The sequence below is a fragment of the Bifidobacterium saimiriisciurei genome, assembly GCF_010667655.1.
Lineage (GTDB): Bacteria > Actinomycetota > Actinomycetes > Actinomycetales > Bifidobacteriaceae > Galliscardovia > Galliscardovia saimiriisciurei.
Map to the genome: position 1 here is coordinate 17,885 of NZ_WHZU01000002.1, position 23,523 is coordinate 41,407.

At 62.8% G+C, this 23,523-nt stretch carries 20 protein-coding genes; 2 read left to right on the forward strand and 18 right to left on the reverse strand.

Annotation, left to right across the window (positions count from 1 at the left end; all coding sequences use genetic code 11):
* Nucleotides 1–20 precede the first annotated feature (20 nt).
* The 5 genes from GFD18_RS01285 to aroC form a co-directional block, all read right to left on the reverse strand.
* Complete coding sequence (locus GFD18_RS01285; RefSeq protein ID WP_163199787.1) at nucleotides 21–3,593, reverse strand: SNF2-related protein; 3,573 nt, start codon at nucleotides 3,591–3,593, stop codon at nucleotides 21–23.
* A gap of 156 nt (nucleotides 3,594–3,749) precedes the next feature.
* Complete coding sequence (locus tag GFD18_RS01290; RefSeq protein ID WP_163199786.1) at nucleotides 3,750–5,342, reverse strand: Sapep family Mn(2+)-dependent dipeptidase; 1,593 nt, start codon at nucleotides 5,340–5,342, stop codon at nucleotides 3,750–3,752.
* Between the two features lie 62 nt (nucleotides 5,343–5,404).
* The gene (locus tag GFD18_RS01295) at nucleotides 5,405–5,851 is read right to left on the reverse strand and encodes a type II 3-dehydroquinate dehydratase (protein ID WP_163199785.1); all 447 of its coding nucleotides are present in this window, start codon (nucleotides 5,849–5,851) and stop codon (nucleotides 5,405–5,407) included.
* A gap of 9 nt (nucleotides 5,852–5,860) precedes the next feature.
* On the reverse strand, nucleotides 5,861–7,477 hold the full coding sequence (locus GFD18_RS01300) for a bifunctional shikimate kinase/3-dehydroquinate synthase (protein ID WP_163199784.1): 1,617 nt from the start codon (nucleotides 7,475–7,477) through the stop codon (nucleotides 5,861–5,863).
* Nucleotides 7,478–7,491: 14 nt separating this feature from the next.
* Complete coding sequence (aroC, locus tag GFD18_RS01305) at nucleotides 7,492–8,685, reverse strand: chorismate synthase (RefSeq protein WP_163199783.1); 1,194 nt, start codon at nucleotides 8,683–8,685, stop codon at nucleotides 7,492–7,494.
* Nucleotides 8,686–8,819: 134 nt separating this feature from the next.
* Here aroC and GFD18_RS01310 point away from each other — a divergent pair, with 134 nt between their 5' ends.
* Nucleotides 8,820–9,224 (forward strand): prepilin peptidase, encoded by a 405-nt coding sequence (locus tag GFD18_RS01310; protein ID WP_163199782.1) that lies wholly within the window; start codon nucleotides 8,820–8,822, stop codon nucleotides 9,222–9,224.
* A gap of 16 nt (nucleotides 9,225–9,240) precedes the next feature.
* On the opposite strand, the gene mltG is transcribed toward GFD18_RS01310, so the two are convergent.
* The 7 genes from mltG to GFD18_RS01345 all read right to left on the reverse strand — a co-directional run bounded on the left by mltG (nucleotide 9,241) and on the right by GFD18_RS01345 (nucleotide 16,062).
* On the reverse strand, nucleotides 9,241–10,437 hold the full coding sequence (gene mltG / locus GFD18_RS01315) for an endolytic transglycosylase MltG (RefSeq protein WP_163199781.1): 1,197 nt from the start codon (nucleotides 10,435–10,437) through the stop codon (nucleotides 9,241–9,243).
* The gene (gene ruvX / locus GFD18_RS01320; protein ID WP_163199780.1) at nucleotides 10,437–10,910 is read right to left on the reverse strand and encodes a Holliday junction resolvase RuvX; all 474 of its coding nucleotides are present in this window, start codon (nucleotides 10,908–10,910) and stop codon (nucleotides 10,437–10,439) included. Before ruvX ends, mltG begins: the two co-directional genes overlap by 1 nt.
* A gap of 30 nt (nucleotides 10,911–10,940) precedes the next feature.
* A complete protein-coding gene (gene alaS, locus GFD18_RS01325) occupies nucleotides 10,941–13,622 on the reverse strand; it encodes an alanine--tRNA ligase (RefSeq protein WP_163199779.1) in 2,682 nt (893 codons plus the stop codon).
* Between the two features lie 110 nt (nucleotides 13,623–13,732).
* Nucleotides 13,733–13,978 carry a hypothetical protein gene (locus GFD18_RS01330; RefSeq protein WP_163199778.1) on the reverse strand — a complete coding sequence of 82 codons (246 nt, stop codon included), beginning with the start codon at nucleotides 13,976–13,978 and terminating at the stop codon, nucleotides 13,733–13,735.
* Nucleotide 13,979: 1 nt separating this feature from the next.
* Nucleotides 13,980–14,390, reverse strand: coding sequence for a DUF948 domain-containing protein (locus GFD18_RS01335; RefSeq protein WP_163199777.1), 411 nt, complete (start codon nucleotides 14,388–14,390; stop codon nucleotides 13,980–13,982).
* Nucleotides 14,391–14,469: 79 nt separating this feature from the next.
* Nucleotides 14,470–15,147, reverse strand: coding sequence for a histidine phosphatase family protein (locus tag GFD18_RS01340; RefSeq protein ID WP_163199776.1), 678 nt, complete (start codon nucleotides 15,145–15,147; stop codon nucleotides 14,470–14,472).
* A gap of 87 nt (nucleotides 15,148–15,234) precedes the next feature.
* Nucleotides 15,235–16,062: a histidine phosphatase family protein gene (locus tag GFD18_RS01345; protein ID WP_163199775.1), complete on the reverse strand. Its 828-nt coding sequence runs from the start codon at nucleotides 16,060–16,062 to the stop codon at nucleotides 15,235–15,237.
* A 128-nt stretch (nucleotides 16,063–16,190) separates the two neighbouring features.
* Here GFD18_RS01345 and GFD18_RS01350 point away from each other — a divergent pair, with 128 nt between their 5' ends.
* Nucleotides 16,191–16,856, forward strand: a complete 666-nt coding sequence (locus GFD18_RS01350; protein ID WP_163199774.1) for a winged helix-turn-helix domain-containing protein — start codon at nucleotides 16,191–16,193, stop codon at nucleotides 16,854–16,856.
* 14 nt (nucleotides 16,857–16,870) lie between these two features.
* Here GFD18_RS01350 and GFD18_RS01355 read toward each other — a convergent pair whose 3' ends face one another.
* The 6 genes from GFD18_RS01355 to GFD18_RS01380 all read right to left on the reverse strand — a co-directional run bounded on the left by GFD18_RS01355 (nucleotide 16,871) and on the right by GFD18_RS01380 (nucleotide 23,508).
* Nucleotides 16,871–17,239 carry a YccF domain-containing protein gene (locus GFD18_RS01355; RefSeq protein ID WP_163199773.1) on the reverse strand — a complete coding sequence of 123 codons (369 nt, stop codon included), beginning with the start codon at nucleotides 17,237–17,239 and terminating at the stop codon, nucleotides 16,871–16,873.
* A gap of 172 nt (nucleotides 17,240–17,411) precedes the next feature.
* Entirely contained in the window at nucleotides 17,412–18,038 is a 627-nt protein-coding gene (rpsD, locus tag GFD18_RS01360; protein WP_100511128.1) for a 30S ribosomal protein S4, read from the reverse strand.
* Between the two features lie 196 nt (nucleotides 18,039–18,234).
* Nucleotides 18,235–19,077, reverse strand: a complete 843-nt coding sequence (locus tag GFD18_RS01365; RefSeq protein WP_163199772.1) for an ABC transporter ATP-binding protein — start codon at nucleotides 19,075–19,077, stop codon at nucleotides 18,235–18,237.
* Between the two features lies 1 nt (nucleotide 19,078).
* Entirely contained in the window at nucleotides 19,079–20,299 is a 1,221-nt protein-coding gene (locus GFD18_RS01370; RefSeq protein WP_163199771.1) for an ABC transporter permease, read from the reverse strand.
* A 2-nt stretch (nucleotides 20,300–20,301) separates the two neighbouring features.
* The gene (locus GFD18_RS01375) at nucleotides 20,302–20,700 is read right to left on the reverse strand and encodes a DUF4418 family protein (protein WP_163199770.1); all 399 of its coding nucleotides are present in this window, start codon (nucleotides 20,698–20,700) and stop codon (nucleotides 20,302–20,304) included.
* Between the two features lie 153 nt (nucleotides 20,701–20,853).
* On the reverse strand, nucleotides 20,854–23,508 hold the full coding sequence (locus GFD18_RS01380) for a UvrD-helicase domain-containing protein (RefSeq protein WP_163199835.1): 2,655 nt from the start codon (nucleotides 23,506–23,508) through the stop codon (nucleotides 20,854–20,856).
* Nucleotides 23,509–23,523: the final 15 nt, after the last annotated feature.

The following is a 23,523-nucleotide window of genomic DNA, read 5'->3' on the forward strand; positions in this document are numbered from 1 at the left end:
TTGTATACCCGGACCGATTGTCAGAACGTGGCCGACATGCTGCTGAACACGCAACGCCACCGGCCCTGCGATGAGGTTTTCTCCTGAATATCGCTATCCAGCAGCACACGCCAGTCCTTCAGCAGCCTATCGCTGATGATAAGGTCATCCGGTTTGGCGACGTGCTTCGCCTCGTTTTTCAGCCGTTTCATGAGCTTGTCATATTGTTGACGCGCCTGAACCAGCCCCTGGACCTTGCCAAGGTCAGCCAGCAGAGACTTGCTTCCCAGCTGTTTCTGCAGCAGTCCCAGATACAGAGCATCAGCGGACTTTGGCCGGAAGCGGCCGACGGGCTTCCCCTGTTTTCGGGCGCCAGCCATAACCAGAACCTGGCTCTCTATTGATTTACGGTCGATATCGACGTTATCGACTCTTCGCGCATTGTCATCCGGCGTGGTCTGCAGAAGATCCAGCGCCTGCTCGTTGGTCAGAGCCGCCGTGGGCTGTTTGCCAGTGGTATCGACGCGTACGAACCGATAATTCCGTCCATTGCCGACACCGTTTTTCTGCTCGCACAAGGTCAGCACCGTGTGGGGCATACCTGCGGAGGCTGGCAGGAAGTTCCATTTTCCACTGGGCATGGAAACAACACGACTTTTCTCGTTCTCCGATGCTCTCCCGAGAAATTCCCTCAGTGCGTAGACATGCCTGTCACGCCAAGAGAGCAAATCGTTATCGGAGTCCACGCTGTCCATCACGTTCTGGATTTTCTCGTCGTCACCACTATACAGATCCTGTATGTATTCGATGGGATTCTCGTCCGAGGAGGTGAGGATGCCCTGATCAGTGCCGATGGAGTTCTTGATGGTGTCTATTTTCCCCTGGAGGCGAGAAAGCAGCCCCAGATAGTACTCGAGATCATCAGTCGGAGCCATGTTGCCGATAAGCACCTGCTTGAATTTCGAACCAAGACGGTTGATACGGCCGTTGCGCTGTACCATGCGTACAGGGTTCCAATGCAGATCGTAGTTGATGAGAATTGCCGCATCCTGCAGATTCTGTCCTTCCGAAAGCACATCGGTGGTGAACAGATAATCAAGTTCCCGCTCATCCTTGTCAAGTACGTGTTTCTTCGAATGCGGAGAAAAACGTCCGACGACCCCTTCCAAATCGGACGCCTGCGCGGTAAGAAATGCCGATTTTCTTCGAAAATCGGGGATACTGTACTCGAGTATTTCTGGCAGCCGCCTGCGCAAATAGTCGATGGTGTCCGCGTAGGCACTGAATATCAGCACTTTCCCACCAAATCGTCCATCATGCAGGGTTTGCGTGAACTGCGAGGCAAAGGCATCGATCTTGGCGTCCATGTCCCCAGTGATGCAGGCGGTCAGTCCTTCGATAAGAACATCGGCAATCACGTAATCGCGCTGAATATCCTTCCGCAGACCGGCTATATCAAATGCGCCGCCATCGGCCTTATCGTAGGCGACGCCCAATGCGTCAAGATCGTTATCGGTATCCCGTTCAGGATCATCCCAGAACGGAATCGTCGACTGCTCTTCGTCGTCATCATCAAGTATGGATAGCGAGGTCGTCTCCACGACGTATCCACGGTCCAGCCACGAGTCAAACCTCTTCAGACGTTTCCGATACCGCTTCACCGATTCAACGAACGCCGAAAGGGAGGATTCAAGTCGTTTCATCCAAATGGTCTGCAGAATGTTGTGGATGGTCATTGCCGAGCGCAGCTCCGTAAGAACATCCTCGGAGACATCGGCCAAACCGAGCCTTTCCACCGACATGGTACGGTACTCCCGCCGGTATAGCACCGATCGATACGCCGGAAAGCCCATCAGGGAGACCAAGGAAACGACATCCCTGACCAAGGAGTTTTCCGAAGTTTTCTCCCCGATGTACTTATCGGGGTCCCGGTTCACGATGTCAATCGGGTGGAGAATCCTCTGGGTCTTGTCCGCGAGCGCGTCTTCATCCACAGCAAAGGGATTCAACCCTTCGAACATGTCTGCATGCTTGGAAAGAGCGGCCCTGACTTGTTCGTCGGCCGTTTGCGGGAATGCGTAATCAATGGTATGGAAAACATTGCCGGGGAATCCGACCTCGTCTCCTGACCCTTGCAGTGCTGCTTCCTCTTGGACGCCTTGTCGCGTGGAGCGAACGACGAAATGGCTGATGCCTTGTGACAACGGCTGACGGTAATCCTCCCAGTCGAAATGAGCGCCTTTGCGTTCGGCGGTTTTTCGTCGGGTGTCGAGTTCTTTAAGGAAATCGAAGAAGTCCTGAGTTCGTGTCGGGGTACTGTCGGTGGGGTTTTGGTATGTCACCATGATTCCGGATTGAAGACGTCCGCCGAGCCCAAGCTCCAACTGGCTGACGAGGTCCTTGAATCCATTGTTGATTGGAGTGGCGGTAAGGAGCAATACCTTGGCATCGGGGTTGCTGGAGACAAGGTTGAGCACAGTTTTGAATCGTTCCGACCGTTCGTTGCGGAGGTTGTGAGCTTCGTCGATGACGATGAGATCGGCCGGGTACGACCTTTTATAGAGTTCTGTGATTTGCTGTATAGCCGGGATATCCTGCTGGGATATGAGGCTGTAGTCGTTGTCGTTGAGGTTAAAGAATTCTTTGAGGTCCCGCCGCCATTGTCCCTTGAGTTTGGCTGGCGGGAGGATGACGATGTTTCGTTTGCCGTTGTCGTGGTAGTGGCGGATGACGGCGCCTGCGGTCACGGTTTTTCCCAAGCCGACGGAGTCCGCCAGTATCGCCGTGCCATTCTTATGCAGCTTGCTTATCAAAAGTCCGGCGTTTCGTTTCTGATATGTGTAGAGCACATCGTCGTTGCTGTGTTCGTCGTCCAACGATGGGGCCAGTTCGTCAGGGAATAGACACGTGAGCGCCTTGATGTATACGTCATATGGCCCATAGGTACGGTTGCCCACAGGTGAGTTGCTGAGAATCTCTTGAAAATCTCCTGTCCAGGGCTGAACCTCGGGCAGATTCCACATGGCGTCGAACCATGAAAGGTGACCGTATTGCTGTTGTTCGTTGTGGGGTTGGTAAAGAACGATTGGTTCATTGTCTTCCAGATAGTTGAGTTCGGCATTGCCTCCCGTTGCAATGTCAGACAGGCCCCGTCCCGTGAAATTCGAGGATCCGATGATGCCGATTGCTCCACTGGTGTCATAGGATCCGAATACGTATTCTTTTGCATGGATAAATGGACGACGGCAGATGCGCACCTCCAGCCGGTGTTCTCGTATCATCATCGCGAGAATGTGCGCTGTACGTCGGTAGAGGGCGATCTGGTCTTCGGGAAGGTTCTCTAGATTCTTCAGATCGGCAGCGATGTCGGCATCAGGAAAATCTTTGTATATGTTGGTGAGATTCAATCTGCGGTTCGAGTAAGGCTCGGCTCCGATAAGTATTCGGACGGAACGATAGTCTTTTATCAGGTCTATGAGTTTCGTTGTACCGGCCATGTCCCAATACCCGGTGACGATGGACAAGTCCTGATATTTGCCGCTTGCTGCAATCTGCCGCAGAATGTCACCTAAGGACTGCTTTCTGTTGTCCACGAACTGGATGTAGTCCGACATACATACCCCCGTTAATGCTGATTGTCCTGACGATACCGTGCATACGATGATACGCGATTGAGGGGAAGTACTTACCTGATTCATTCGAGCCGCGTTATGGCCTATGTTTCGCTGGAAATACGGAACCATGCCCGATGGTAGCGAGTTTGGCTGGCCTTAGTCCCTGCCATCCAAATACTGGTCAAGACGGACCAGGCCGAGTGCATACATGACGAACGCGGCCCTGAGGTTGCGGATGGACACCCATTCGTCGATGCCGTGGGCGGAGCCGGTACCGGGGGCGATGCAGTCCGGCGGATCCATGACGATGCCGTCGACCGAGGGAACGTATTCGGCATGGAATTCCGGACCGAAGTTCAATGCGTCGGGGATGAACCGGGCATGGGTGCCGCCGCCCATGGCGACGGGCCGGGCCTGCGGCGTGTCCGGCGCCATGCCATTGATGACGTCGTTGTATGCGCCGGTCAGGAGTTCGACGCGCGAATCGCCGTCGGGCACATAGTACGGATCATCGTTCAACACGTTGACCAGTCGTCCGTCGAGCGGCTTCACATGCCGCCGAATCGCGGCGAGGATGTCCTCGTCCGTCTGGCCGACGGCGTAACGGATGTCGAGATGCATGACGATCGCGTCAGACGGTACGGCACGACCTTCGGTGTCCGTTCCGAATTCGGGACCGGGCATGACGATGCCGAGATTGCTGGTCGTCGGACCGCTTTCCGTGTTGTCGAACGCGAAACCGAGTGTGCCGCCATAGGGGTCGCCGGCCCATGCGGCGATGGCCTCTGCCGCAGCGGCGTCGCGGCCGTCGAGCAGGCCGGACTTGGCCAGAACGGACGTGAGCAATGCGATGGCGTTGATGGTGCCGTCGGGCTTGGACGCGTGGCCGGAGATGCCGTGGGCGGTGACCGTCACTCCCCCATTGTCAACGCCATCGGCATCGTCGGACGGCGTTATCGTGATGCGACGACGCGTATCGTCGTCCAGGTCACAGTGTTCGAGCGCCTGACGAACCTCGTCGACGTCCATGCCCGAAAGGTCGATGGAGGCAACGGCGGGGATGGTGTTGGCCGAGGACCCCGCGTGCCATCCGCGCAGCCGTTCGCTGACGGGCAACGCCACGTCGACGTCGAGCAGGCCCTTCTGGATGTTGTTCACAGGGAACGGACCGTCGGTGACGATGGCCTGATGCGGTGCGCCGACGTTGCGCACGAACCATTTGATGTCGTTCAACGCGGGCTCCTCGGAACCGCCGAACAGCATACGGACACGATGACGGAAGCAATGCCCCCGCTCGTTGAAGAACCGCAGCAGATTGTAGTTCACCAGCGAAACGCCCTTGTCGTCCAATGCCCCGCGGCCGATGACGATGTCACCGTCGCCGACGACGCGCGGCTCGAACGCGTCGTGCGTCCAGCCGGGGCCGGCGGGGACGACGTCGAGATGACCTACGAACGCGATGTCGTCGTCGGTTTCGACGTCATCCTGCGGATAGGCGACCTCGAGCACATGTCCGTCATAGTCGCGTGCGTGGAATCCGTCACACGCGGCCTTGTCGATCATATGGTCGAACACGCGGCGCACCTCATGGCCGTATGGCTCCCCCGGCTTGGGCGACGGATCGGATTCGGCGGCGACCGACGGGTATCGGATAAGATCGCACAGTTCTTTGACGAATCGCTCACGATTGGCGTCGAACCATGACGCGGCCGAGTCCACGAGACGATGTTCCGAAGCGGTAAGCGGCATTATACGGTCCTTTGCGAAAACAATGCGGCCCCACCGGTAAGGCGGGGCCATGGAACGAGACGTCAGTCGTTCAGCAGGTGGGCGACGGATTCGAGGGCGAGCCTGTAGCCGTAGAAGCCCATGCCGGTGATGGTGCCGGTGGCCACGGGCGAGATGACGCTGTAACGGCGGAAGGCGTCTCGCGAGGCCGGGTTGGAGATGTGCACCTCCATGAGCGGCAGTCCGGCGTCGGTGACCATGTGCGCGGCGTCGGATAGGCCGTAGCTGTAGTGCGTGAACGCGGCCGGGTTCATGACGACGGGCGTCTGCTCGTCGACGGCGCGATGCATCCAGCCGATGATCTCGGCCTCGTCGTCGGTCTGTCGCACCTCGACCTCAAGGCCGAGCTCCTTGCCCCATGCGGTGCAGTCACGGCGCAGGGTCTCGAGGTCCTGATGGCCGTATACGTCGGGTTCGCGCACGCCGAGACGTCCGAGATTCGGTCCGTTGACGACGATGACTTTGGTCATGATCACTCCTTACTTCTGAATGCGGCGGAAGGCTTCCTCGACGGCATCGGCCGGCGGGTTGTCGAGGTGGACGACATGACCGGCGCGGTCGAGCACGACGAAGCGCAGCATCTTGCCGCGGGCCTTCTTGTCCTTGTGCATGAGGGCGAGCACGTCGTCGAAGCCGCCGTCGTTCCAGCTGGTCGGCAGGCCGAGCGAGGAGAGCAGCGAACGATGGTAGTCGACGAGGTCGCGGTCGATGTAGCCGAGGATGTTCGCCAGTTCGGCGGCGTACACCATGCCGACGGCGACGGCGTTGCCGTGACGCCAGCGGAAGTGCTCCAGCTTTTCGATGGCGTGGCCCATGGTGTGGCCGTAGTTGAGGAACTCGCGCAGCCCCTTCTCCTTGAGGTCCGAGGAGACGTGATGCGCCTTGACGCGCACGGTGCGTTCGATGAGTTCGGCGATGACGGACTCGAGTTCCGGGGTGATGTTCGCCGGGTCGAAGGTGCGCAGTGCCTCGGCGTTGTCCTCGAGGATGCGCAGGATCTCCGTGTCCATGATGAAGCCGGACTTGGCGACCTCGCCCAGGCCTTCGACGAAGATGTCGTTCGGCAGACTGCCCAGCGTGGTCAGGTCGGCGAGCACGCCGGCCGGCGTGTAGAAGCTGCCGACGAGATTCTTGCCGGCCTCGGTGTTGATGCCGGTCTTGCCGCCGGTGGAGGCGTCGACCATGGCGAGCAGCGACGTGGGGCAGTTCACGTAGCGGATGCCGCGCATCCACGTGGCGGCCACGAAGCCGGCAAGGTCGGTCGCGGCGCCGCCGCCGAGCCCCACGACGGCGTCGGATCGGGTGAAGCCCTCCTCGCCGAGACGTTTCCAGATGCCGTTGGCGACCTCGATGGTCTTGCCGGCCTCGGCGTCGGGGATGGTGATGTCGGACACGTCGTATCCGGCGCGGCGCAGCAGCGTGCGCACGCGGTCGGAATGACGCTGCACCGGTGTGGTGTGAATCATCGCGATCTTCACCGGCTTGTCGCCGAGGACCTCGGCGAGGTGGTTGACCACATGGGATCCGATGCGCACGTCGTACGGTTCGGCGCCGTCGACGTGGACGACGCGTTCATTGGCGGTGTCGGCGATGTTCTGTGCTGCCTGCATAGGAGTCTTTCCTTTCGTATGCACGATGAGATTCGCCAGATGTTCGAACACGGGCCTGCGTTCCGCGTAGAGCCTGCGCCACTTCTTGGCGGCGCCGTCGGCAAGAAGCGGCCTGTTGCCGGAGCGGGAGGCGCGGGCGATGGCCTCGTTCGGGTCGGCGTCGAGATAGGCGACGACGCCGCCCTCCTCGACATACCGTTCAAGGGCGTCGCAGACGCTGTCGGTCATGGGGGCGCCACCGCCGAGCGACAGGACGCCGTCGAATCCATGCATGAATCCGAGGATCACGTCGCTTTCGATGGCACGGAACTCCTGCTCGCCGCGCTCTTCGAAGATTCGGGGAATCTTCGTCTGTTCACGCGCCTCGATCTCGACGTCGGAATCCTTGAATTCCACGTTCAGCACCGAGGCGACGTCCTGGCCGATGCGGGTCTTGCCGGCTCCGGGCATGCCGATGAGCACGGCCTTGGGAATGGCGTTCGTCATTCGTCACTCCCCCGTCAGCGCATGTGCTCGGGCCAGGAGGCGAGGTAGTTTTCGGCGTTGCGTCGGGTTTCGGCCACGCTGTCGCCGCCGAACTTCTCCAATGCGTACTTGGCGAGCGTCAGGCGCACCATGGCTTCGGCCACGACGGACGCGGCCGGCACGGCGGTGGAATCGGAACGCTGGTTGATGGCCTGCGCGGCCTCGCCGTCGGCGACGTCGACGGTCCTCAGGGCACGCGGGATGGACGGGATGGGCTTCATCGCGGCGCGCACGCGGATGGGCTGGCCGTTGGACATGCCGCCCTCGATGCCGCCGGCCCGGTTGGTGAGCCTGGTGATGTGGCCGTCCTCGCCGGGGACCATCTCGTCGTGTGCGGCCGAACCGGGGCGCACGGCCTCGAGGAAGCCATCGCCGATCTCCACGCCCTTGATGGCCTGGATGCCCATGACGGCGGAGGCGAGGGCCGCGTCGAGACGACGGTCGGATTCGACGTAGGTGCCGATGCCGGCGGGCACGCCGTAGGCGATGACCTCGATGACGCCGCCGACGGTGTCGGCGTTGGACTTGATCTCATCGATGCGCCTGACCATGCGCTCCTCGGCGGCCTTGTCGAGCGTACGCACCGGGGAGGCGTCGAGTGCGGCGACGTCGTCGGGGGTGGGCAGCGGCGCGTTGTCGGCGTCCTCGACGCCGGCGCCCCCGATGGAGATGACATGGGAGACGGTACGGATGCCGAGCGTCTGCTCAAGGAACTTCGCGGCCACGGAGCCGAGGGCCACGCGGGAAGCGGTCTCGCGGGCGCTGGAACGCTCCAGCACCGGGCGGGCGTCGTCGAAGCCGTACTTGCGCATGCCGGTCAGGTCGGCATGGCCCGGACGCGGACGGCTCAGCGGGGCGTTACGGCCTTCGCGCGGGATGTCGTGGTCGAGCGGATCGGCGCTCATGACCTCGGTCCACTTCGGCCATTCGGTATTGGCGATCTCGATGGCGATCGGGCCGCCGAGCGTGGAACCGTGACGCACGCCCGTGAGCATGCGCACCTTGTCCTCCTCGAACTTCATGCGGGCGCCACGGCCGTAGCCAAGGCGACGTCGCGCCAACGCGTCCTTGATATCCTGCGAAGTGATCTGGACGCCTGCGGGCAGTCCCTCGATCATGGCCACCAAAGCCTCGCCATGTGACTCCCCTGCCGTCTGCCAGCGCAACATCGCCCTTCTCCTTTTGTCGTATCGAATCCGGCGGGACATCATTCCCGCACGATCGAATCAGTTGTCGTTAACCTCGGTATATCTTACGTTCAATGGCATACCTTCTCCTTATTCCTAGCGCAATCGCCGGAATCATGATTGCTTATACCGATATTCGGACACGACGCGTGCCCCGTATGACGGTCGCGTCCGGCTGCGTGCTGCAGGTGGCGTGCGTCGTCGTGTGGTGCCTGCATTCGCGGTCATGGACGATGCTGGCGTGGTCCGTCGGTCTGGCCGCGACCTGTGCGCTTGTTCAGCTTGGCCTCGCGATGATCAGGCCGGGGACGCTGGGATTCGGGGACGTCACCTGCACGCTGCTGATGGGCCTTGCCGTCGGCTGCCGAGGCGTCGAGACGGTGGCCGTATGGTGGCTGTTCATGGGCCTGTTCGGCCTCATCATGCTGCGAATACAACGAGGCCGGGGCAGGGATTCGATCCCCTTCGCCCCGGTCATCGTCGCGTCCGCATTCGCGGCGGTCGCGCTTTCCGCGATCTGACGGACGTCTCGTGTGCCTAGTTCTTGGCCTCCCACGCCTCGTATTCCTTGGCGTACTTCTGGAATTCGTTCACGTTGTCGGTGAACTTGGTCTCACCGGTGTCGAGATTCACGGTGACGAAGTACAGCCAGTTGCCTTCGGTGGGATGCATGGCCGCGGTGATGGCGGTGTCGCCGGCCTGGCTGATCGGCGTAGGCGGCAATCCCTTCTGGATACGCGAGTTGTAGGGGTTCTTCTTGTCGTTGAGCATGGCGTTGGTCAGGGCACGGGGCTCGACGTTGTTGCCATAGGCGACGACGGAATCCATGCCGAGCGGCATGTTCCTGGCGAGACGGTTCTCGATGACACGGGCCACCTTGCCGTAATAGTCGGCCTTGTTCACCTCGCCCTCGATGATCGACGCCTTCTTGAGGATCTCCTCGCGTTTGGCGCCGGTGGGCACCTCGAGCTGGTCGAGCTTCTTGATGCGCTTCTGCACCATCTCCTTGAGGATGTCGGAAGCGGAGCTCTTGCCCTTCACGTTGTAGCTGCCGGGTTCGAGCCAGCCTTCGAAGCTGCCGTTCGCTTCGGCGGGAAGGATGCCCTTGCCCTTGTTCTTGACGATTGTCTCGAACTCGGACTTGTCGATTCCCGAAAGTTCGGCGGCCTGTTCGATGACCGCGCCGGAACGCTCGCCGGGGTTCACCACGAGGAAGCCCTTGGCCTTCGTGGAGTCGGTGAGCACCTTGGCCACGTCGTCGGCCTTCATGCGGTAACGCAGCTCGAACGTACCGGGCTGCAGCTGATCCTGCAGGCCCGCGTTGGAGATGGCCTGCTGGAAGGCCATGCTCGACTTGACGATACCCTGCTTTTCAAGGTTGTCGCCGATGTCGACGCTGGACTGGCCGTTCTCGACGGTGAATTCCACGTTGCCGCTTCCCGGGCCGGGGTAGTCGGCGGCCTGGGTGCGCTGCACCTGGTCCTGCATCTTCGAACGAGCCGTGGTTACGCCCGAATAGACGAACCATCCGACGACGGCGACGCACACCACGAGGATGACCGTCATGACGATCTTCAGCCATTTGGAGCGCTGACGCTTGCGGCGCTTCTTACGCATCTCCCTGCGGGAGCGCGGAGGACGCGGAGGCGTGGCGGGGTCCAGGCCCGGCTCATCGCCTCCACCGACCCATTGGGCTTTTTCGGCGAAAAAATCCTGCATATCATCGTCGGTCATTAGCCCTCCAAACCAGTGGAACCAATGGACGGATCCGTGGCGCGCGCGGCGGCGTCCAACGCCGCCTGCAGCAGCACCACGGCGGACTGCTGGTCCACGCTGGGCCTGTGCTCGCGCGAGCGCAGCCCCGCCTCCGACAACTGTCGGTGCGCGCTTACCGTCGTCATTCGTTCGTCCAACAACTGCACCGTCGCGTGAATGCCCTCGTTCTCAAGCCGGCGCTCGAGGTTCTTCGCCCAGCGCCGAGCCTTCTTGGCGCTGGCTCCCTCGGTGCCATTCAACAGCAACGGGTAGCCGACAACCACATGGTCGACGTGGTTGTCCTCAATAACGTCCAATACATCATACAGGGCCTGGAAGTAGTCTCCACGCACCTGGATGTTGCCGATTGGATGTGCAAAGGTAAGCTCGGGGTCGGACAACGCGAGTCCGACCCGAGCGTTACCGAGATCGATACCTAGCCAATATGACATGAACTGATGCCTGTCGCCGCCCGCCTTCGATCAGCGGCCCGCGACCTGGGCCTTCAGCGATGCCAGGGCCTCGTCGATCCTGGAGGCTTCCTGACCGCCGCCCTGGGCGAAGTCGGGCTTGCCGCCGCCACCGCCGCCAAGCACCTTGGACGCGGTGCGGACCAGATCGCCCGCCTTCACACCCTTGTCGCGCGCGGCCTCGTTGGTCGCCACGATGATGACGGGGTTGCCGTTCTCGCCTTCGCCGCACAGTGCGACCACGACGGGCTTGCCCTCGCCGATACGGCCACGCACGTCCATCACGGTCTTGCGCAGGGCGTCGACGGAGCCGAAACGGCCCACGTTCTTCGCCGCCACGGCGATGTCGTCGGCGCTGTTCTTCGCGGAGTCGACGAGCTGCGGGACCTGTCCGGCGAGATTGCTCTCGTACATGGCGGACAGACGGCGGTCGGATTCCTTGAGCTTGGCGAGCAGCGCGTTGACGCGGTCGGCCAGCTCGTCGGGACGGGCGTTGAGCTTGTCGGAAAGCTGGGAGACGAGGGCGTGCTCGCGGGCGTTGTACTCGTAGGCGCCCTGTCCGACCACGGCGTCGACTCGGCGGACGCCGGTGCCGACGGAGGCCTCGGACATGATGGAGACCGCACCGATCTTGCCGACGTGGTCGACGTGGGTGCCGCCGCACAGCTCACGGCTCCAGCCGTCCTCGCCGATGGAGACCACGCGCACGATGTCGCCGTACTTCTCGCCGAACAGGTGCATGGCGCCAAGGGCGATGGCGTCGTCGAACTTCATCTCCTGCGTGGTGACGGCGAGGTTGTCGCGCAGACGGTCGTTCACACGGGCCTCGACGGCGCTCATGACGCCCTTGCTCGGCGCCTTGCCCCACTGGAAGTCGAAACGCAGACGGTTCGGCGCATCCTCGGAGCCGCGCTGGGTGGCCTGCGGGCCGAGCTCCTCGCGCAGCGCCTTGTGCACCATGTGCGTGGCGGTGTGGGAGCGGGCGATGGCGCCACGACGCTCCTGATCGATGGTGGCGGTCACCTTGGCGCCGCGCACCAGAGTGCCTTCGGTCAGACGGCACTGGTGGACGGTCAGGCCCTTGATGGGGTGCTGCACGTCGTCGACCTCGAGCACGGCACCGTCGTCGGTCAGGATCTCGCCCTGATCGGCGAGCTGGCCACCGGCCTCGGCGTAGAACGGCGTACGGTCGAGGATGACCTCGACGGTGGCGGGGGCGGTGACCGCCGGGACGGTTCCCTTGCCCTCCTGGATGATGCCCAGCACGTTGGAGCGGCTGGAGAAATCGGTGTAGCCGAGGAACTCGAGAGGCGCCTCAAGCGTCTTCTTGAAATCGTCGTACACGGAGAGGTCCACGTTGTGACGCTTCTTCAGCGCATCGGCGCGGGCGCGGGACTTCTGCTCGTTCATGAGCTCGCGGAACTTGGCCTCGTCCACCTTCACGCCCTGCTCGGCGGCCATCTCGAGCGTCAGCTCGATCGGGAAGCCGTAGGTGTCGTGCAGGGTGAACGCGTCCTTGCCGGAGACGGTCGGGTCGGTGCCGGAGTCCTTGGCCTTCTTGACGGCTACGTCGAGGATGGACGTGCCGTTGTCGAGGGTGCGGCGGAAGGCGTCCTCCTCCGCGTATGCGGATTCGGAGACCTCATGGAACGTCTCGTTGAGCTCCGGGTAGCTCGGGGCCATGGCGTTCTTGGAGACGGGGAACAGGGACGGCAGCACCTCGTCGTGGACGCCCAGCATGCGCATGGAGCGCACGGTGCGTCGCAGCAGGCGGCGCAGCACGTAGCCGCGGCCGACGTTGCTCGGGCGTACGCCGTCGCTCATGATCATCAGCGCGGAGCGCACGTGGTCGGCGACCACGCGGAAGCGCACGTCGGCCTCCTCGTTCTCGCCGTACTTGAGGCCGGAGAGACGCTCGGCCTCCTCGATGACCGGGTAGACCTCGTCGGTCTCGTAGATGTTCTCCTTGCCCTGCATGAGGTAGGCGAGACGCTCCAGACCGGCGCCGGTATCGATGTTCTTGTTCTCGAGCTCGCCGACGATGTGCAGGTCGGTCTTGGACTTGACGTTGTCGACCTCGTAGTTCTCGAACACGAGGTCCCAGATCTCGATGAAGCGGGTCTCGTCGGCCGCGGGGCCGCCGTCCTTGCCGTACTGGGGGCCGCGGTCGACGTAGATCTCGGAGCAGGGGCCGCCGGGGCCGGGGCCGCCGGTGGTCCAGAAGTTGTCCTCCATGCCGAAGATCTGCATGTGCTCGGGGTCGAAGCCCTCGTTCTTCCAGATGGAGCGGGCTTCCTCGTCGTCGGTGTACGTCGTCACCCACAGCTTCTCGGGGTCGAAGCCGTAGCCGCCCTGGTCCTGCGGGGTGGTCAGCAGCTGCCAGGCGTAGTGGATGGCCTCCTCCTTGAAGTAGTCGCCGAAGGAGAAGTTGCCGAGCATCTGGAAGAACGTGCCGTGGCGGGTGGTCTTGCCGACCTCGTCGATGTCGAGCGTGCGCACGCACTTCTGGTTGCTGGCCATGCGAGGATGGGGCGGCGTCTGTTCGCCGAGCAGGTACGGGATGAAGGGGACCATGCCGGCGATGGTGAACAGCGTGGTCGGGTTCGGCGAGATCAGGGATGCCGAAGGAACGACCATATGATCATGCTTCGAGAAGTAATCCAGATATCGCTTGGCGATTTCCGATGTGCGCATGGATGTGCGACTCCTTTATATTGTGTGTTGCGCGGACGCCGAAGTGGGCGCCCGCAAAATCCTGAAGATGGCCGATGGGCCGGAAGACCGAATGAGGATGCGCCCGGTGTCTATCGCTCGGTCTTGGCGATGAACTGACGGTTCAGTTCCTCCTCGCGGGCGTGGCGGTGCCGTTCGAAATCGGCGAACAGCGCCTGCACCGTCTGCAGGGTGACGGGGGGCTTTTCCTCGTCGGGGCCGAACACGAAGGTGCGGGCGGGTTCCGGGGTGTGCGCCTTCACGTAGGCCTGGGCCTTGGTGACGGCCATGATGCCGGTGATCACGCCCACGGAGATCCAGAACAGTCGTTTGAACATGTCACTCCCCCTTGGCGGCCGTATCGGCGTCGAGGTCGGCGGAAGCCGTGCCCGCGGCCCGCTTGTTCAGGAAGTCCTGTGCGGTGGCCCTGACGGCCCATGCGGCCGATGCCGCCTTGATGACCGGCTTGCCGAGGAACGATCCGTACAGGTCGGTGAGCGCGCCGACGTTGGTGGCGGAACGCTGTGCGGCTTCGGAGATGGCGTTCACGTCGTCCAGGGAGCGGTTGACCTTCTGCACGGTGGTGACGCCCTCGTCCAAGGCGGGGACGGCATGGTCGCCCGTCTCCTTGACGGTCTGGGCCACCTGATCGAACAGCCTGCCCAGACGGATCAGCGGATAGATCATGAATCCCGCCAGTATGGCGAACGCAATGGCCGCGATCAAGCCGGCGATCTGACCGATGTCCATCGATACCTCGTTTCCTCACATCATATGCGTTCCGGACGCAGTACAGGTTTTAGGCTAGCACCTGCGGCGAACAGAGCCGTCACTGATTGTAGGAGACAATGGTGATGCCGCCCTCGTCCAGCGGCTTCGACGGGTCGTAGTCAAGCACGGTGACGCTGCCGTTGGAGGGCCTTTCGCTCAGGTCGTACCCCTCCGGGGCGAAGCGGTGCATCAGGCTCAGCAACGTGTTGCCATGCGAGATGACCAGCACGTCGTCGCCGTCACTGAGGGACGGATTGCCGGCGATCAGCGTGAAACCGGCCTCGACACGCTCCCAGTACTCGGTCTCGCTTTCGGCGTCATGGAACGGATCGGCCTCCTTGAGGAAGTCCTTGGTCGCGGCGAGCCCGAACTTCTCCACGATGGCGTTGTAGGTCTTTACGCCATGCGGCGCCCCTGCGGCGTACCAGGCCATGGACATGTCGAGCCCTTCGAAGTATCCGTAGAACTGTTCGCGGAAATGCATGTCGACGGTCAGCTCGGGACGGCGATGGCCGGCCTGCTCGTTGATGTCGAGGATGCTCCTCGCCGTCAGCTCCGCGCGCGTGGTGTCGGAGCAGTAGGCGGCGGCGAAGTCGAGGTCCTCGAGTTTCAGGCCCGCCTTCCGCGCATCGGCGATGCCCGATTCGGTGAGCGGCGAGTTCGACCATCCCTGAAGACGGTTGTAGCGGTTGAAGTAGGTCTGTCCGTGGCGTACCAGATGCAGATGGAAGGTCATGTGTTCGTCTCCGTGTCGCGAGATATGGGTGTCGGGATTGAAATATTGCAGAGGATTCGAATGGGAGGGACGGCGTATCCGTATCGGCTATTGCACGATCGGCTGCCAGCCGGGCATGCGCTCGTTGCGCAGTTCCTGCGGGCCGTTCTCCCAGTCGACGGTTCCCGCGATCTGCGGGCCGGTGTTGAACTCCTCGAGCGACCATGCCAAGGAGCCGTCACGGTGGTGGGGAACAAGCCGGGACCAGAACGCGTTGCGCATGGAGCCCAGGCTGTTGAGCCGGTCGGGGTCGATGCCCACCAGCGTCTCCACCGTCGCGACGATCCATGACCCGTGGCTCACCACCACGAGCGTGGTGTCGGTGTCGTCGTCGGCGTGGCGGGAGACGATGTCGTTCAGCGCCTCCATGCCGCGGCGTCCGCATGCGGTGCGGCTTTCCACCCCGTATTCGAGTTCACCGCCGGTGTGGGCGCGCCATGACGCGTAGGCCCGGGCGTCCATCTGCCTGATCTGCTCGCGGGTCAGGCCCTCCCATCTGCCGAAGCTGCGCTCGCGCAGCCGGGCGTCGCAGGTCACGGGCAGCCCGAGCAGGTCGGCGAAGGCATGCGCGGTCTGTTGCGCGCGGAACAGGTCGGAGCTGTATACTTCGAGCCTGCGCCGGGACGCGGGCGCGTCATGGTATTCGCTGATGTCGCTGGGGCATGCCGCGTCGGGACCGGGCTGCGCAAGCAGCTCGGGATGCGAGGCGATGTTCGACACCTTGGCCCAGTAGTAGCGTCGCGCCAGCTCATAACCGGTCTGGTCGGCCTGCCATTGGCCGATGATGTCCAGTGGAACGTCGACCTGCCCCTGCAGACGATGGGCCAGATTGTATGGGGTCCGGCCGTGTCGGACCAGCACCACTTCGGTGATCATCGCGTTCGTCCATTCGTTTGTTCGTATACGTATACCCGTACATATCCTACCCGCAGATGCCCCGTCGACGGCCATTTCCACCGCGGAGCCTATTGTAGGTGCCAACACGCAATGGCCCGGGAGGCAGCATGAGGATTCTATTGGCCGCGGGCGGCGTCGCCCTGAGGAACGCGGTGCAGGCCGCGCTGGAGTCCGAACGGCATGAGGTCGTCGCGTTCCCCCTTCCGGCGGACGCCGAGCGTCCTGACGGATTCGACGCGGACGTCGTCATCGTCGATGACCGTTTCGACGACACCGCCGATCCGCAGGCCTGGGAGATGGTCCTTCGCGCCGCTCGGCCGACGGCCACGCTCAAGCTCGTTTCGCCCCGGTTCGCAAAGCCGTTGCGGCCGACGGCGCCTCTTGCTTTCGAATGCGATGCCGAGCTCGTCAAGCCGTTCTCCGATTCCCAGCTGCTGACGGCCGTCCACATGCTCGGCGACCTGCCGTCGCATGACGGTTCGACGATCGTCACCCGCGGCGCCCTCACGCTGAATCTTACGACTCGGCAGGCGTTCTATGGCAACCACCGCACGCCCATTCCCCTCTCCCCGCGGGAGTATGGCGCATTGGAGGCGCTGGTCTCGGCCGACGGCGAGTTCCTCACCTTCGATGAGATCCTCGACACCGTTTGCGGGCGGGGATTCTTCGAACAGCACGACATCATGGAGACCGCGCTCTATACGCTGATGCGAAAGATGCGGCGCGCCGGACTGTTCATCACCAAGCATGGGGACCGCTATCGCATCGCCTAACGCATCGTGGCGGTCTAGCGCACCACGACGACGGACGCGCCGAACGGCATGAGCGACAGCTTTGCCATTTTGAACGACTGCAGGCCGAACGGGATGCCGATGATGGTGATGCAGGTGGCGATTCCCGCGATGACGTAGCCGATGGCCATCCACAGGCCGGCCAGCAGCAGCCAGACGATGTTGAGCAGCGTCGAACCGAGCCCGCCCCCATAGATGATGTCCTTGCCGAACGGGGTCAGCGTGAGCTGTGCCATCTTGAAGGCCTGCAATCCCAAGGGGATTCCGATGACGGTGATGCACAGGATGATGCCGATCACCGCCCAGCCGATGGCCAGCAGCAGCCCGCCGAGAATCAGCCAGATGATGTTGCCGAGAAGTCTCATGGTCGTTCCTTTTACGATTTTTCGTCCGCGGATGATGTGCTATCCCGATTATCGCCGAAGGAGCATCGTGAAACCATGCGGGTTTACCCTGATTCTTCCCTGAAATGAAACCCCTGAACGACAAAAACCCTGTGGCCTTTCGGCACACAGGGTTTCCGCGATCGGAAATCGATCAGCGAGCGTAGAACTCGACCACGTACTGGATGTTCACCTGAACCGGGATCTCCTCCGCAAGCGGCTTGCGGGTCAGGGTGGCCTTCAGCGAGGCGAGGTCGACGTCCAGGTAGCCCGGGACGGCCGGCAGCACGTCGCGGTGCACACCTTCAGCGGCGATCTGGAAGGGAACCATCGTCTGGCTCTTCGGACGGACCTGAATGGTCTGGCCGGGCTTGACGTGGTAGCTCGGACGATCCACCTTGTTGCCGTCGACCATGATGTGGCCGTGGACGACGAACTGGCGGGCCTGAGCGGTGGTGCGGGCGAAGCCGGAACGCAGCACGAGGGCGTCGAGACGGGACTCGAGGTCCTGCAGCATGGCGTTACCGGTCTGGCCGGCCTCGTGCGTGCCCTTCTCGTAGGCGGCGCGAAGCTGCTTCTCGGAAATGCCGTACTGGGCGCGCAGACGCTGCTTCTCGCGCAGACGAACGGCGTAATCGGACTCAGTGCGACGACGGGTGCGACCGTGCTCGCCGGGGGCGTACGGACGCTTCTCGAAGATACGCTGGGCCTTCGGGGTCAGGGCGATGCCGAGGGCGCGGGAAAGACGCACCTGACGGCGGGAGCGCTGAACGTTGGTCATATCAGACTCATCCTTTGTTTCTGTCGTTATCTGAACGGAACGTGCGCGGGGCGCACGCTGAGTCGGCCTCTCCAATGCTTCACCGCGTCTTGAACAACACGCGAACGATGCCGCTGCGGCATCGCCGACCCATTGATGGGCTAAGACTCCAGATAGATGCTGCCCGGATGGCAGACACCAAGACGAAAATAATACACTATGCCGCCGATTCGGTCAACCTGCCGGCGTCCATGGTGATGATGCGGTCGGCATACGGCATCGCATCGGCGTCATGGGTGACCATGAGCACGGCGGTGCCGGAGTCGGCCACGGAACGCAGCAGGCGCATGACGACGGCGGTCGATTCGGCATCGAGGTCGCCGGTCGGCTCATCGGCGATAAGCAGCCGGGGGCCGTTCATCAGCGCACGGGCTATGGATGCGCGGCGCATCTCCCCTCCGGACAGTTCCCTGGGATAGCTGCCGGCGAGATCGGCGATGCCGAGATCGGCAAGCAACGCCATCGCACGTCGCTCATATCCGTCCGGGGACCGGTCCGCCCCGGTCTGTTCCACGCGCATCGGCACGATGACGTCGGGCATGTCGGGGTCGGCGACGTCCGTCTTCCCGATTCCGGACGACTCCCCCATGGAGACCGCATTCACGGTCACGGCGGCATCCGGCCCGTCATCACTGGACGACACGATGTCCAGTGGTTCCTTGGGGAACATCAACGCCGGCAGCATCACGTTGTCCACGATGGTGAGGTTCGGCAGCAGCGTCTGGCTCTGCGTGACGAATCCCACGACACGGTTGCGCAGCAGGGAGAGATCGCGGTCATCCAGCTCCGCCACGTTCCTTCCGCAGACGAGGACGGTGCCGTCGCTGGGTTTGAGCAGACCGCAGATCATGTTCAGCAGCGTGCTCTTGCCGTTGCCGGAACGACCGACGATGGCGACGAAATCACCGTCGTCGATTTGCAGGTCCACATGGTCGACGGCGGCGAACGTCCTGCCCCGACGGACGAATTCACGGGTCAGTTCACGAACATCCAGCAACATGTCACTCCCCCTCCCTAAGCGTGAGATACGCCTCCGGCCGACCAAGACGGAACGCCGAAGCCAATGACGCCAGGGCTCCCGTGACGACGGCGAACGCCAGCGAACCGACGATCAGCAGCAGGCACGGCACGACACCCACCTGAAGATACGGCAGTTCAAGCTCCTTGCCGATGGCGCCGCTGAACGGGAACACGACAAGCGACGCCGAGGCGATGCCGATGACGCCGCCGACCAGTCCGATCAGCGCCGACTCGCCGAGAACGATGCGGGTGAGCATCCCCCGGGTGGCGCCCATGATGCGTAGGCTGGCGAACTCCTTCTTGCGCTCGTTGACCGACGACGAGAACACGGCGAGCAGCACGATCAGCGCCAATACCCAGAACACGGCGAGGAACACGGCCACATAGGCGAGGATGGTGTTCAGGCTCGTCTTGGTGGTGCTGGTCACGCCTCCCGGGTAGACGAAGCCGACGCCCTTGAGATCGGATTTCGAGATTTCCTCGGCCACCTGCTCGGCGGAGTATCCCGGCTGCAGCCTCACAAGAACGGAGGACACGGCCTTGTCCGCGTATTCGTCGGGAATGGAGCCACGGACCGTCACCTTGTTCGCGTATGAGACCATGTCGGGAACGGTGCCGTCGCTGATGAACACCGAACTGTCGAGACCGGTGGCGGTGCGGGCGAGCTGCGCCTTGACGGGGAACACGTGGTTGTACAGCTTGATGGTGTTGTCGGCGGAGACGTTGATGCTGCTGCCGACGATGACCTCGCCCTCGCCGAGCGTGCCATCGTACTGCGAGGCGATCCAAGGTTCGATGACAAAGTCGGTCTCGGGGTTGAATCCGACGATCTGGACCTTCTCGTCACAGCATTCGGCGGCCAATGACGCGATGTACGTCTGTTCGGTGGCCTGTTCGACCCCGTCGAAACCCTGCACGCGCTCGCCGATGTCGTTGGTGAAGTAGAACGTGTTCGGGTTGCCGTTGGTCAGCAACGCCTCAGCCTTGCCCTGGCTGCCGGAGGGCACCACCATGAGGTCGGCGCCGAGACGCTCCTCCATGCTTTTCAGCCCCTTGTTGAGGTTCAACGCCAGAATGGAGCCTCCGAAAAAGGCCGCGGCGAGAATCGCGACGACGACGATGAGTGACGTGGTGCGGAACGGCTTGCGTCGGAGGTTCTCCAGCGGGAGTCCTCCGAGGGTGATGTGCGGGACGGCGGCCATGGTCAGGCCCGTTTCGCGGTTCGTGAGTCGAGCAGGACAGCGACGACGGCGAACACGATGGTCAGCACGCCGAGGACGATGAGCGTCGGCCGGGCGACCATGTGGCAGTGCATCATCGCGCCCGGGCACACGCCGATGAGCACGGTGGGAACGGCGATGGCCAGCACGCCGGCCAATATGACGGCGATGCTTAGGCCGACACGGATCTTCGGTTCGACGAACAGGGCGATGAGGCCGAGCACGGCAATCATCGCCCCGACGCCGATTTCCGCCTGTGCGGTCCAATGGCATTTCATCGCCATTTCGGTGACCTTGCACACATGGGCGAACGTATGCGGCGCAACGGCGATCAGCACGCCGAACACGACGGGCGGGATGGAGGCGAACAGCCTGTTCTTCACAATCTTCTCCTACTGCTTTAATACTGCTGGCAGAACCCGAGTGATTGTTCCGAATCCGTTCGAAAAAGTCAAGTCTTGCTTTTCCCGAACATCACTGCTACAGGTTTCGCACGCCGCGCAGCCGTTCCCGTCCACGACGCCATGCGGTGAACGTCACAGCTTCTCGATGGGGGCCACACGCAGCAGAAGCCGCTTGACGCCGTCGGAGCCGAAGTCGACGGTGATCACGGAGTTGCGGCCCTTGTCCTCAACGGCGACGATGGTGCCGAGACCGTACTGGTCATGGGTCACCTTGTCCCCCTCGTGGAAGTCCGCGACGTTGAGGGCGCCCGACTGTGCGGCGGATTCGCTCTTGCGGGCCGCGGCGCTCTTCGCCTTCGACAGCGAATCGAGCAGGTCCTTCTTCATACGGCGTGTGGTGACCCGGCCGGACTTGCCTCCGGACGAGGAGCCGTACGACGAACCATACGAGCCTCCGTACGACGAGCCCGTCCGCGCCCCACCGCCCCGGGAGCCGTATTTCGACCCGCGTGAGCCGTATCCGCCGCCATAGGATGACGAGCCGTACGATGAGGATCCATACGACGAGCCGGACGTCGCCTTCCTTGCCGCGGAGCCCCAGCGGGGACGCGACCCATACGACGAGGACGAATATCCTTCTTCGAAGCCACCGAACTCATCGTCGTCGAAGCCTCCCGATCGCCATCCGCCGCGCAACGCGTCGACGCCGGTCTCGCGTCTCTTCCATTCGATGAGGTTTTCGGGGATGTCGTCCAGAAACTGGCTCGGCAGCATCTCGGCGGCCTGCCCCCACTGGGCGCGCACGGCCGCACGGGTGACATACAGGATCTGCCGGGCACGGGTGATGCCCACATAGGCAAGCCGTCGCTCCTCCTCAAGCTCGCTCTCGTTCTCCATGGCACGCGAATGCGGGAACGTGCCCTGCTCCATGCCGGTGAGGAACACCACGGGGTATTCGAGGCCCTTGGCGGTGTGCAGGGTCATCAGGGTGACGGTGCCGGTGTCCTCGCCCTCGTCCGGCAGCTGGTCGCTGTCGGCGACGAGCGCGGTGGTCTCGAGGAATCCGTTCAACGTGGCGTCGGGCGTGTTCTGCTCGTATTCGGCGGCGACGGACTGCAGCTGGGAGAGGTTGTCGACGCGGGTCATGTCCTGCGGGTCGGTGGACTTCTTCAATTCGGCCAGCAGCCCGGTCTTCTCCAGCACCTCGGCCACGATCTCGCTGGGCTTGCCGTCGTTCTGGCGGGCGAACGCCCGCAGACCGGTCATGAGGTCGCGGAACTGTCCCAACAGGTTCGCGGTCCTCGTGGGCATGCCCTCGATGGAGTCGAGCGCCTCCAGCGCGGACCATGCACTGGTGCGGTGATCGGCGGCGAACATGGTGAGCACCGCCTCCGCGCGTGCGCCGAGGCCCCTCTTCGGCACGTTGATGATGCGGCGAAGGTTCACGTCGTCGTCAGGGTTGGCGATCGCCTGCAGGTAGGCCATCGCGTCCTTGACCTCCTTGCGCTCGTAGAACTTGGTGCCGCCGACGAGCTGGTATGGGATGCCGGCGTTGATGAGCGCCTCCTCGAGGGAGCGCGATTGCGCGTTGGCGCGGTACATCAGTGCGATGTCGGAGTATCGGTACCCTTCCTCGCCTGCCAGCCTTGCGATCTCGGTGGCGATCCATGCGCCTTCCTGCTGGGCGTTGTCCGCGGCGTACCCGATGATCTTCGATCCATCGCCGAGAGCGGTCCACAGTTTCTTGGGCTTGCGTCCGGGATTGAGCGCAATCACCGCGTTGGCGGCGTTGAGGATGGTCTGCGTGGAGCGGTAGTTCTGCTCCAGCATGATGGTCCTGGCGTTCGGGAAGTCCTTTTCGAACTCCTGGATGTTGCGGATGTCCGCGCCGCGGAACGCGTAGATGGACTGGTCGGAATCACCGACGACGGTGATCCATGCCGGGCCGCTTCGTCCTGCGCCACGGGCGCCGGGCTCGCGCGCGGCACCGCCGTCGACGCCGCCGAGCTCGCGCACGAGCACATACTGGGCGTGGTTGGTGTCCTGATACTCGTCGACGAGGATGTAGCGGAACTTGCGTCGATAGTATTCGGCGACCATGGGGTCGGTGCGCAGCAGTTCGACCGTGCGCATGATGAGGTCGTCGAAGTCGACGGCGTTGGCTGCGGACAGACGGTACTGGTATTCGGCGTACACGCAGGCGTAGAGCACTTCGACGTCGCCGAAGCTGCCGATCTGGGAGCCCCGAACACCGGGCCTGAACTGCGGGGCGTACTCCTTGAGACGCTCCTGCCAGCCGATCAGACCGTTCTTGTAGTCGGAGATGCGGGCGAGGATCGAACGCGGCGTGTAGCGCTTGACGTCGATGTTGAGCTCGGTGCAGATGATCTTCACCAGACGCTGCGAATCGGCGGTGTCGTAGATGGAGAACCCGGACTTCAGGCCGATTCTCTCGCCGTCGCGCCGCAGGATGCGCACGCATGCGGAATGGAACGTGGAGACCCACATGCGCTGGGCGACCGGGCCGATGAGCGTGGTGAGGCGCTCCTTCATCTCGGCGGCGGCCTTGTTGGTGAAGGTGATGGCGAGGATCTGGCTCGGCCATGCGCCCGTCTGGCTGAGAAGCCACGCGATGCGGCGGGTGAGCACGCGGGTCTTGCCCGATCCGGCGCCCGCCGCGATGAGCAGGGCCGGACCATCGTACTGCACGGCCTCGGCCTGCTGCTCGTTCAGCCCACCCAGCAGTTCCTCGGCACTGCGTGCAATGACTTCGGGCTCTTCATTGATCATCGTTCGCGCTCC

Bases quoted from the DNA above. Each gene is read 5' to 3' on its own strand.
- GFD18_RS01285 (WP_163199787.1), bottom strand. From the start codon at position 3,593: ATGTCGGACTACATCCAGTTCGTGGACAACAGAAAGCAGTCCTTAGGT.
- GFD18_RS01290 (WP_163199786.1), bottom strand. From the start codon at position 5,342: ATGCCGCTTACCGCTTCGGAACATCGTCTCGTGGACTCGGCCGCGTCA.
- GFD18_RS01295 (WP_163199785.1), bottom strand. From the start codon at position 5,851: ATGACCAAAGTCATCGTCGTCAACGGACCGAATCTCGGACGTCTCGGC.
- GFD18_RS01300 (WP_163199784.1), bottom strand. From the start codon at position 7,477: ATGACGAACGCCATTCCCAAGGCCGTGCTCATCGGCATGCCCGGAGCC.
- aroC (WP_163199783.1), bottom strand. From the start codon at position 8,685: ATGTTGCGCTGGCAGACGGCAGGGGAGTCACATGGCGAGGCTTTGGTG.
- GFD18_RS01310 (WP_163199782.1), top strand. From the start codon at position 8,820: ATGATTGCTTATACCGATATTCGGACACGACGCGTGCCCCGTATGACG.
- mltG (WP_163199781.1), bottom strand. From the start codon at position 10,437: ATGACCGACGATGATATGCAGGATTTTTTCGCCGAAAAAGCCCAATGG.
- ruvX (WP_163199780.1), bottom strand. From the start codon at position 10,910: ATGTCATATTGGCTAGGTATCGATCTCGGTAACGCTCGGGTCGGACTC.
- alaS (WP_163199779.1), bottom strand. From the start codon at position 13,622: ATGCGCACATCGGAAATCGCCAAGCGATATCTGGATTACTTCTCGAAG.
- GFD18_RS01330 (WP_163199778.1), bottom strand. From the start codon at position 13,978: ATGTTCAAACGACTGTTCTGGATCTCCGTGGGCGTGATCACCGGCATC.
- GFD18_RS01335 (WP_163199777.1), bottom strand. From the start codon at position 14,390: ATGGACATCGGTCAGATCGCCGGCTTGATCGCGGCCATTGCGTTCGCC.
- GFD18_RS01340 (WP_163199776.1), bottom strand. From the start codon at position 15,147: ATGACCTTCCATCTGCATCTGGTACGCCACGGACAGACCTACTTCAAC.
- GFD18_RS01345 (WP_163199775.1), bottom strand. From the start codon at position 16,062: ATGATCACCGAAGTGGTGCTGGTCCGACACGGCCGGACCCCATACAAT.
- GFD18_RS01350 (WP_163199774.1), top strand. From the start codon at position 16,191: ATGAGGATTCTATTGGCCGCGGGCGGCGTCGCCCTGAGGAACGCGGTG.
- GFD18_RS01355 (WP_163199773.1), bottom strand. From the start codon at position 17,239: ATGAGACTTCTCGGCAACATCATCTGGCTGATTCTCGGCGGGCTGCTG.
- rpsD (WP_100511128.1), bottom strand. From the start codon at position 18,038: ATGACCAACGTTCAGCGCTCCCGCCGTCAGGTGCGTCTTTCCCGCGCC.
- GFD18_RS01365 (WP_163199772.1), bottom strand. From the start codon at position 19,077: ATGTTGCTGGATGTTCGTGAACTGACCCGTGAATTCGTCCGTCGGGGC.
- GFD18_RS01370 (WP_163199771.1), bottom strand. From the start codon at position 20,299: ATGGCCGCCGTCCCGCACATCACCCTCGGAGGACTCCCGCTGGAGAAC.